The 9,351-nt window shown below is 40.7% G+C and carries 10 protein-coding genes and 2 pseudogenes; 4 read left to right on the top strand and 8 right to left on the bottom strand.

Going from position 1 to position 9,351, the window contains the following annotated elements; genetic code table 11:
• From GX654_06345 to GX654_06335, 3 genes and pseudogenes are all read left to right on the top strand, one after another.
• Positions 1 to 167: hypothetical protein (locus GX654_06345; GenBank protein NLD36470.1), on the top strand; the 167-nt coding region annotated here is incomplete at its 5' end.
• A gap of 322 nt (positions 168 to 489) precedes the next feature.
• Positions 490 to 711: pseudogene (locus GX654_06340) on the top strand (hypothetical protein).
• 343 nt (positions 712 to 1,054) lie between these two features.
• Positions 1,055 to 1,690 (top strand): peptidylprolyl isomerase, encoded by a 636-nt coding sequence (locus GX654_06335; protein NLD36469.1) that lies wholly within the window; start codon positions 1,055 to 1,057, stop codon positions 1,688 to 1,690.
• A 409-nt stretch (positions 1,691 to 2,099) separates the two neighbouring features.
• On the opposite strand, the gene GX654_06330 is transcribed toward GX654_06335, so the two are convergent.
• A complete protein-coding gene (locus GX654_06330) occupies positions 2,100 to 3,125 on the bottom strand; it encodes a VCBS repeat-containing protein (GenBank protein ID NLD36468.1) in 1,026 nt (341 codons plus the stop codon).
• Between the two features lie 62 nt (positions 3,126 to 3,187).
• Here GX654_06330 and GX654_06325 point away from each other — a divergent pair, with 62 nt between their 5' ends.
• Positions 3,188 to 3,406, top strand: a complete 219-nt coding sequence (locus tag GX654_06325; GenBank protein ID NLD36467.1) for a hypothetical protein — start codon at positions 3,188 to 3,190, stop codon at positions 3,404 to 3,406.
• A 70-nt stretch (positions 3,407 to 3,476) separates the two neighbouring features.
• Here the strand turns inward: GX654_06325 and GX654_06320 are convergent, their stop codons facing one another.
• The 7 genes and pseudogenes from GX654_06320 to GX654_06290 form a co-directional block, all read right to left on the bottom strand.
• The gene (locus GX654_06320) at positions 3,477 to 3,665 is read right to left on the bottom strand and encodes a hypothetical protein (protein ID NLD36466.1); all 189 of its coding nucleotides are present in this window, start codon (positions 3,663 to 3,665) and stop codon (positions 3,477 to 3,479) included.
• 27 nt (positions 3,666 to 3,692) lie between these two features.
• Positions 3,693 to 4,299, bottom strand: a pseudogene (locus GX654_06315) (hypothetical protein).
• Between the two features lie 133 nt (positions 4,300 to 4,432).
• Positions 4,433 to 4,606 (bottom strand): hypothetical protein, encoded by a 174-nt coding sequence (locus GX654_06310; GenBank protein NLD36465.1) that lies wholly within the window; start codon positions 4,604 to 4,606, stop codon positions 4,433 to 4,435.
• 76 nt (positions 4,607 to 4,682) lie between these two features.
• Positions 4,683 to 6,161 (bottom strand): DUF4070 domain-containing protein, encoded by a 1,479-nt coding sequence (locus tag GX654_06305; protein NLD36464.1) that lies wholly within the window; start codon positions 6,159 to 6,161, stop codon positions 4,683 to 4,685.
• 14 nt (positions 6,162 to 6,175) lie between these two features.
• On the bottom strand, positions 6,176 to 6,499 hold the full coding sequence (locus tag GX654_06300) for an antibiotic biosynthesis monooxygenase (protein ID NLD36463.1): 324 nt from the start codon (positions 6,497 to 6,499) through the stop codon (positions 6,176 to 6,178).
• Positions 6,500 to 6,984: 485 nt separating this feature from the next.
• Positions 6,985 to 7,215 carry a KH domain-containing protein gene (locus GX654_06295; protein NLD36462.1) on the bottom strand — a complete coding sequence of 77 codons (231 nt, stop codon included), beginning with the start codon at positions 7,213 to 7,215 and terminating at the stop codon, positions 6,985 to 6,987.
• Between the two features lie 406 nt (positions 7,216 to 7,621).
• Positions 7,622 to 9,133: a sigma 54-interacting transcriptional regulator gene (locus GX654_06290; GenBank protein NLD36461.1), complete on the bottom strand. Its 1,512-nt coding sequence runs from the start codon at positions 9,131 to 9,133 to the stop codon at positions 7,622 to 7,624.
• Positions 9,134 to 9,351 lie beyond the last annotated feature (218 nt).

The raw sequence follows: 9,351 nt of genomic DNA, 5'->3' as shown, positions 1-9,351 counted from the left end.
GTGAACCCTATGCAACATGGATGAAAACGCCACCCAAAGAGCTGATAAAACCCTTTACAAATGCTAGGGGCATAAGGGCTATAGTAGCAGGCGGTGGCATACAGACCACATGGTTTGTAACAGACTTTCAGTTCCCCGGGGGCATACTGATTGACAAGTGGAAATAATAGGCATAAAGTTATTTTATTTTTTTATTTGTCATTATTAATAAGCTTGTTTATAATCCGCCAAATTTTTCGGCGTATTTGAACAATATAAAGGTTTTAATGTAAGCTACACTTTGGTGGTATAGTTTTAATTCAGAGATTTATAATTTTTTAATAAATGGAGGATAAAATGAAAAAGATTAGCGTATTGTTTTTGATTATTCTTGTTATGGCTTTTGTAGTTAGCGGTTGCTCAAAACCAACTGAAGAAGCCGCAGCTCCTGATGCAGCGGTAACAGAAGAGTCAGCTCCCGCGTTTCCCGTTGAAGAGGAAGTAACAGTTGAAGAAGCATACCCGGTTGAGGAGGCATATGATGCTGCTGGCGATGTAATTTCTGATATAGCTACTACTGTAACAGAAGAGGCCACAGATATGGCTCAGCAGGCAGGAGAAAAGGTTGGAGAGGCAACTGAAATCGTTACAGATGCAGTAAAAGATGCAGCCAAGGATGTTAAAAAGGGCGCTCAGAAGGCTATTGATTCTGTAATGCCTGCAAATGAGTAATAGCAGGATATCAGGATAAATAGTTCTCATTAAACAGATTTTAACAGATCTAGGTTATAAGGCCTGCTTTTGATTACAAAAAGCAGGCCTGTTTTTTAGTTAGCCGGTTTTTATTCCATATTATCCTTCTTTTCTATTTCACTCTTTTTTATTTCTAACAGGAGAGGTTATTATGAAAAAATTGTTCACATTAATCTTACTGGAAATATTAATGATTTTTCCACTAAATGCAGCTGAAAATCAGGATGATCTTAAAACCAGCAAAGATAAAATGAGCTATGCTGTCGGGGTTCAGATCGGCAATCTGCTTAAAAAACAGGATATTGACCCTGATTACAATATTATGCTTGATGGCATTAAAGAGGTTCTAAATAAACGGCCTTCCCGCTTTTCACAGGATGAGATCAAGAAAATAATTAATGAATACAAGGCTGTAAAATTACTGGGTGACAAAGGCTGGAAGATCCAGCTTAAAAAACCTGAGATGATGACCTTTGATAAAAATATAGAATATATCTGGGTTTTGGAAACAAACAAAGGGCAAATAAGGCTCAGGCTTATGCCGGATGTGGCGCCAATGCATGTTACAAGCACCATCTTTCTTACAAAAAAGGGTTTTTATGAGGGCATCACATTTCACCGTGTGATCCCCGGTTTTATGGCACAGGCAGGATGCCCCTTTGGTACAGGCACAGGGGACCCTGGTTACAGCTATGATGGTGAATTCAACCCCAATGTGAAACACAACAGGCCATACCTGTTAAGCACAGCCAACTCCGGGCCTGGCACAGACGGCAGCCAGTTTTTCATTACATTTTCTGCAACACCCCATCTTGATGGAAAGCATACCATCTTTGGTGAGGTGGTAACAGGGCATGATGTGGTCAAAAAACTTGAAACAGCAGGCTCACCGAACGGCACACCGAAGGAGCCGCTCATTATCAACAGGGCGACTATTGATGAAAGAGCAACGAACTGACACTCGTTTTAGTCAGGATAAAACATAATAACTAACCACGGAGGACACGAAGAAAATCTTTTTAATATTATCAATAAATAAATTTTGTTTTTCTTAGCGCCCTTCCTGGCGCGCCGTAGCCTTGGCGAAGGGGGCTGCGTCTTTGTGGTTCAATTTAAGTCCGTCACTTCAAACATATAAGGACATGGAAAGCGCGGAGATTTTACCTTTTATGCTGTTATTTTTTCAAGTGTTCTCTGTGCTCTCCGTGATAAAAATATAAGCGATTGTATTTATGCCAATGCACACTTAGTTAAAGTATTTGAAACAGTAAGATAATGAACAGACAGCAGCCTGATTAACTATCTCTCACCATGCATATTCGGCATGGCAACAATACCCTTTAGCTTTCATGAATTCAGCCTGCTTTTCACACCGCCAGATCAAGTTGCTGGATCGTCCCTGCTGTCCCGCCTTCATTCACATATATGCCTGTCCTTACTATCCGGCCCAGCAGCTCATTTCCTGCCTCCTTCATATCAAACATGGTGGCAACATTACCGGTATAGATGGCCCCTATTCCTCTTTGCTTCAGACTGGATAGGCTCTGTCCACCCATTTCATCCATTGTCCAGACATAGAGCTGACTATAAACAGGGTCATTCTCATCAATCCAGTTATTGGCATCAATATCATGCATTGCAAGCTCATTAAACCCATTGCCTGTTCTGGGGCCAAAGAGTTCGCTCCCATTATTTACTACGCCATCATTATTGATATCAAACACGAGAAATCCGCTGACAGGTTTTAAGAGAGGCACATCCTCATCAAGACCATCAGAATTAAGGTCAAAGGAAAATCGGACATCTGAAAGCTCTGCTGCGGTGCCATTGAAATTTATAACAAGGGGGTCAGTTAATTTAGCATCACCTGCCCTGAAACTGAAACTTTCATATGAGGCATATTCACGCTGCATATCAAGCTCAAGGGCAAATTTTATCTCTTTATTATCACTGGTTTTGATTACGCCTGCTGCCACAAATGAGACACTCTCCTTCTCATAGTGTGCTTCAGTTTTATCGTATGAAATACCCCATCCCTGACGCTGGTTCTGAGGAGCCTCAGCATTGCCATTACCCTCTGTTATTGCAGCCTCTTCTGTATTGCCCTGATATTCAGAGATATCTAAAATCCTGAATTTTTTACCTGAAAGGATCTCGGCAAGCAATGCCTTCAGTGTCATTTTTGCGTCAGAAGTCAAATTATTTTCAATAACATCTTCATCAGGCTCACACTCCCCTGCCAGACACTTTGCCTCTGCTGAAATAGTGATTTTTTCACCCGATCCCTTACCCTGAGGTGGATCAACCCAGACGCGTAAGGTTTCCTGCTTTTCATCCCTTGAGATGAATTCCCTCTGTGATGCCATGTAAACACTTGAATTTTCTACCTTCATAATAAGCCTCCTTTATTATGATACCAGTAGATCGGCAGAAAATTCCAATTTGATTAGACATTTTGACTAGTGTCCATACAGAAAGAAGCAAATTCTGGATAAAGCTTATTGCCCGGCAAAATAGAAGAAGCATTCAGCAGCAGCCCCTCTCAATCCTTGAGAAGGCAAGGATATTTGATGCTGCCTCTCCTGTAGAAAAAGCATCTGAAATAAGGCTTAAACTTGCAGGGCGCAAGCTGGGAAATACCATTAATGAGATTCGTGAGGAACGCATCAGGTGAAAAGAGTTGTGGTGGACACTTCAGCGCTTATCAGGCTGATCTTCAGTTCACGGTGTTGAATGATATTTCTCTATATCCTGCCAATTATCCTGGGTATAGAATAAAAAGCATGGTCGCATGAGACCATTTCATCTATGATCTGCTCAAGTGACAGGTTTTTATATCGCACCACAGGAAAGGTCAGGGTATAATATTTCCAGTCCTTGGGATACATAACAAGTGTAAGCTGATTGGATGGGTTTATAAGATAAAGTTTCATTGCGATAATTCCCTCTCTGACTGGAAATTAATATATGTCATCCTGGGACGCATCTGGCACCAAAGATCTATTTTTTATAGGTTTTTCCGCTACCATTGCCTCGGTGGTCATTAGTAAGCCTGCCAGAGAGGCTGCGTTTTGAAGCGCAAACCTGGTAACCTTGGTTGGGTCTATTATCCCCGCCTTCATGAGATCTTCATACAAACCTGTTTCAGCATTAAATCCAAAATTACCCTCGCCCTTCATAACATGTTGAATTACAACAGCTCCTTCAAAGCCTGCATTGTTTGCAATCTGCCTTAAAGGCTCTTCCAGTGCGCGTTTAATAATAAACGCGCCAAGCTGCTCTTCCTCCTGAAATTTGGCCTTTTCAAGGACCTTCATGGCCCGTATATATGCAACACCGCCCCCCGGGACAATGCCTTCTTCTACCGCTGCCCTTGTGGCGTTAAGAGCATCTTCAACTCTGTCTTTTTTTCTCTTTCATCTCAGCCTCTGTAACGGCTCCCACACTTATTACCGCAACCCCTCCGACTAATTTCGCAAGGCGTTCCTGCAGCTTCTCCTTGTCATAATCACTTGTCGTCGTTTCTATTTGTGCCTTGACCTGTTTGACTCGTCCTGCCAGTTCCATTGGATCACCTTTTCCGTCGATAATAGTTGTATTTTCATTATTATACCCCGATTTAAATAGTGATAGACAGGAGGAATAAAAATTTAATATTTGCAGTATTTATTTTCCGGGATATTTCCTCCTGTCTATTTTTCTACTGTTTTTTTTCTTCCTCAACCGATGGTGTTTCTTCCCTCATCTTTTTTTCAGCTTTTGCCAGAAGCTCGGCTGTATTTTTTTTAAGGTCTTTTACCCCTCCGGTTCGTTGAAATGCTATAATTGCAATGATCAGGGCTATGATGGCGATGATAAGATTTAAAATATTCATAATCAGTTCTCCTTTTATAGGGTTAGTAAAAGTAGTAACTTTGGTTCTGAATGCTGTACAGAACCATTGTCAGCATTTAAAAAATATATATTTCACATATCTTTCGATAGTGATGGCCGTATATTGCAAGAGTGACAGCCAGTGACAAGAGCCTGGGCCTGCGTATCAAGGTCCAGATCAAAAGACGCCAGTAATAAAAACGCTCTTTTTCGCATATACCCAGACGGAAACTGGAACGGAACAATGCAAGGATTCTCTGCATATCAATGGACATTTGAAAATTTGTGTTTTTTATTTCGTCAAATAAATTTCTGACCCGTGTGTAGTAGTTATGAGGAGAATAGATCTGTTTCATAATTGACCGGTATCCTTCCATAAGACTATCCATACCCATTTTGGGACGGATATTGGTAGTCCCGTCAACATTGTCACCGGAAAACTCTTCGGTTACCCTGTTCTCTTTATTCAACCGGTCAAAAAGTTTAGTGCCGGGAGGAGCCTGAAGCAGCCCTACCATTGCTGCGACGATCCCGCTATTTTGAATAAAATCAATCTGCCGCTGAAAGATAGAGGGTGTGTCACTGTCAAAGCCGACAATAAAGCCGCCCATAACCTGCAATCCAGCACGCTGAATGGTTTTCACACTTTGAAGAAGGTCTCGGTTCCTGTTCTGGCTCTTATTGCATTCTGAAAGTGATGCATCATCGGGCGATTCTATGCCTATGAATACCGAATCAAATCCTGCTTTAACAAGCATATTAAGGAGATCAGGATCATCAGCCAGATTGATAGATGCCTCAGTAAAAAAAGCACACCCTTTTTTCTTCTTTCGCCACTCGATCAGGGCAGGCAGCACCTCTGTTTTCAGGATATTTTTGTTGCCAATAAAATTGTCATCAACAAAAAATATTGGCCCGCGCCAGCCTGTATCGTAAATATTATCAAGCTCCGCTATAACCTGCTTATTTGTCTTAACACGTAACTTATGACCAAATAGAACCGTCACGTTGCAGAACTCACAGTTAAACGGGCATCCTCTTGAAAATTGAACAGACATTGAGGCATAATTTTTTATATTTATCAGATCAAGTGAGGGCACTGGGCTGTGCTTGAGATCACAATAACCTTTAGCCCTGTAGATCTTTTTCGTATGACCGTTTTTCAGGTCTTCAAGGAAATGGGGAAGAGTAGTCTCTGCTTCGTCCAGGACAAGCGAATCCACATTATCAAATGCCTCTGGCTCCGCAGTGAAAAGAGGGCCACCTACAATAACCTTTAGCCCCTTTGATTTGCAGCGGTCAATTATCTTTTTAGCAGATTCCCTTTGAACAGCCATCCCTCCGATAAAGACCAGGTCTGCCCATAATAGATCATCATCTGTAAGGATGTTAACATTGGTATCCACAAGGCGCTTTTGAAAATCATCAGGCAGCAGTGATGCAACAGTCAAAAGGCCAAGGGGTGGGAAGGCCACCTTCTTATGTATAAAACTCAAGGCATATTTAAAAGACCAAAATGTGTCAGGGAATTTCGGGTAAATCAATAATACTTTCATTGGCATTCCTTTCTTTATTGACTCCTCAGGTTATATACGGCATCAATCCCTTCTGTTTGGAATACCGAATGAATTTTTATTTTCATTGGCACAGCTAAAAGACTTTTTGTACCGAGTATGATGCTGAACTTCTCAGACCTTATGTACCTGTTTAAGTCTTCACGGGTACTCCACTCTTCTATCAGGTTAAAAACTGTTGTTTCATGGATATCGGTTAAGATGTTATACCTAAGACACCCTTTCTCCTTATTATTCGCCTCAAACATTGAGAGAAGTGTCTGCATAAGCTCTTTTCGTTTTTCCGGTAAGGCATTTAAAATTATAATTGATAAGATCATTAGGTTTATCCGCTATAAGTACAGCTCTTTAAGGTTTAAAAAATTTGTATGACGCACCTGCCCCCTCATTAAAGCCGTAATTCATCATTTTTCGTCCATATTCCAGTATCTCATTCGGATTCTGGCCCATCATATCGTATGCTCCATAACCTTCACTGAGATTGCCTTTAAAAGATGCACGCACATTTTAGAAAGATGTTGTTGAAGGAAACCTGTTTCTATTCGAAAATATTTCCAAATCCAGATCTCTTTCTGTGAAGTCTGCAAATAAAAACTTACGCTTAAATATTATATATCCAATCTTCATGCCATGACGGTTAAGAGTTATTTCAATAGTTATAACCTCTTGATTTAAAATAGTTAATATAGACCATAAAAGGTTGGGGTGAATGTCAGATTATTGATAAACAGTGGTCGCATATGGTTAATGGTTATATATGACCATCACAATTTAAACCACTCAGGGTATATGTTGAGTTATATCCTTACGCCAGTATCTCCAGGGTACATCTCTTTTTTAATTTTGCTGATGCTGCCATAAGGATGCCTCTTAAGGCATGAGCGGTGCGTCCTTGCTTACCTATTATTTTTCCGAGATCTTCCTGTGCCACTTTTAATTCAATCACCGAGACCTGTTGCCCTTTTATCTCTGAGGTAATGACCTGATCGGGTTTATCAACAAGCATCTTTGCTATAGTAGAAATTAGATCCTTCATCTCAATAGTAAACATAACTGTATCTCCCATAATAATTTTTATACCTTATTGAAATCTCTGACATGTTGCTGAACAATAGAGTTTTCCGGTACAGTTAATAATAAGGCAAGGCGCAACTTGTCCATAACAGACAAGTAAAGTCCATCAGAACTTTTATTTAAGCACCTCTGCTACAGTCAAAAAATTCCGGAATTATATTATGGTATATCCAAGCTTCATGCCAGAAAGGTTAAAAGGTAATGTAATAATGCAACATATTGTTTTAACATTGAAATCTGAATCAAGTAGGAAACTGTTTTATGGTGATGTTGGTAATAAAAAGTGGTCATATATGGGAAATGTTTAAATATGACCACTTTTAAACATCAAACAATCAAGCTCCTATCAGCCTTTCAAGTTTGGACATTCAACGTGGTCTTGAAATGCCAAGTTTCTGCATCCGCGCTCGTAAAGTGCTACGATTGAGCCCCAATATCTCTGCGGCCCCGTTTTTCCCGCTGACCTTCCATTGTGTTTGGTCCAGAATTTGTAAAATATATTCACGTTCAATGGCTTCCAGACTTTTTCCAGGGTTTGATAAATATTTTGTCTGAGTTTGAAGTTCGTCCATCAGACGTAATTTAGCTCCTGACGAATTTATTATCGCACGTTCAAGCACATTTTCCAGTTCACGGACATTACCTGGCCAGTGATAACTCTGCAAACTATTCATTACAGTTGAAGGAATGACTTCAATTGACTTACCCATTCGTTTAGCGATCTTTTTGATATAAAATTCCACAAGAAGAGGTATATCCTCCAAACGATCCCTGAGGGGCGGCATGGTAATAGGAAAGACATTAAGACGGTACCATAGGTCCTCACGGAACCGGCCTTTTTTGACTTCCTCTTCCAGATTGCGATTTGTCGCGGCTATAATTCTCACCTTGACCTTGACAGTGTGAGAACTGCCCAACCTTTCGAATTCTCCATCCTGAATAACCCTGAGCAGCTTGGGTTGCAACTCAAACGGTAACTCCCCTATTTCATCCAGAAAAAGGGTGGTCCCATCAGCGACCTCAAATCGTCCTGTATGCTTGGAATGGGCTCCGGTGAAAGCACCTTTTTCATGCCCGAACAACTCGCTTTCGATAAGGTTTGAGGGCAGTGTGGCACAGTTCACCTTGACCAGTGCCCTCTTTTTATGCTGACTCAGGCTGTGAATTGCCCTGGCGACAAGCTCTTTTCCTGTACCTGTTTCACCAAGCACCAGGACATTTGCCTCGGTGCTGGCGATTTGTTCGATCTTGTAGAGTACATATTTTAGACCGTCGCTATGTCCGATTATGTTCTCATGATTGTACTCTACTTTAATTTCTTCTTGCAGATATGCCCTCTCTGCCTCAAGCTGGTCTTTCAGTTTTTTTATTTCGTGAAGAGCCTCTTCAGCACTTTTTTTATCCTTTAAAGCCTCCTCCCTTGCAGTGGTACTTTCGGCTGTTCGTTCTTCAACAAGATCTTCAAGGCGCCTTTTATAATACTCACGTTCCGTAACGTCTTCTATAGCAAGCAGGATAAACCTGGTGCCATTAAACTCGCTATAAATCTGTCTGGCGTTGAGATGCATAATTTTATGGCCGATTGCATCAAAATTGTATTCCACCTCAAAATCATTGAATGTTGAATTATGAGGAAGAATATTTTCAAGCAATTCTCGCAGGCGCGGGATGTCCCACTGCCTGTTACCAAGATCATATATTAAGGCTCCCTCTGTCTTATCTTTAACAACCTTGAAGGTCCGATAAAAAGCATCATTAGCCTTTATGACCTTCAAATCAGGATCAAGTAAAACCAGGGCTTCACGAACAGACCCAAGGATATTATTAAAAATATCTAAAAAAACCTGTAGCTTGCTTTTATCATTCTTCTGTTCTGACATTTCTACCGATTCTTTGACCACATTCATTTAGGGAGACACTGTTTTTAAAGGGCTGATAAACTCAAAACCGGGATAATATGTACATGCAATAATTTTTTGGCTCCTCACAAGAATTTGTGGGTCAATTTTGGCATAGGTAGCTTTCCCAAGCCATGATATAGAGCCAGCTTAAATGTGTTTTCAGTACGATAACCAAAAGCCCTATGGCTAATAACTTT

The organism is Desulfatiglans sp., from assembly GCA_012513605.1.
Taxonomy (GTDB): Bacteria; Desulfobacterota; DSM-4660; order Desulfatiglandales; family HGW-15; genus JAAZBV01.
Note: the sequence above shows the minus strand (reverse complement) of the source record. Positions and strands in the feature narration are given on the sequence as shown.

Excerpts from the sequence above, each read along its gene's own strand:
- GX654_06310 (NLD36465.1), bottom strand. The coding sequence starts at position 4,606 with ATGAATATTTTAAATCTTATCATCGCCATCATAGCCCTGATCATTGCA.
- GX654_06295 (NLD36462.1), bottom strand. The coding sequence starts at position 7,215 with ATGAAGGATCTAATTTCTACTATAGCAAAGATGCTTGTTGATAAACCC.
- GX654_06305 (NLD36464.1), bottom strand. The coding sequence starts at position 6,161 with ATGAAAGTATTATTGATTTACCCGAAATTCCCTGACACATTTTGGTCT.
- GX654_06290 (NLD36461.1), bottom strand. The coding sequence starts at position 9,133 with ATGTCAGAACAGAAGAATGATAAAAGCAAGCTACAGGTTTTTTTAGAT.
- GX654_06335 (NLD36469.1), top strand. The coding sequence starts at position 1,055 with ATGCTTGATGGCATTAAAGAGGTTCTAAATAAACGGCCTTCCCGCTTT.
- GX654_06330 (NLD36468.1), bottom strand. The coding sequence starts at position 3,125 with ATGAAGGTAGAAAATTCAAGTGTTTACATGGCATCACAGAGGGAATTC.
- GX654_06300 (NLD36463.1), bottom strand. The coding sequence starts at position 6,499 with ATGATCTTATCAATTATAATTTTAAATGCCTTACCGGAAAAACGAAAA.
- GX654_06320 (NLD36466.1), bottom strand. The coding sequence starts at position 3,665 with ATGAAACTTTATCTTATAAACCCATCCAATCAGCTTACACTTGTTATG.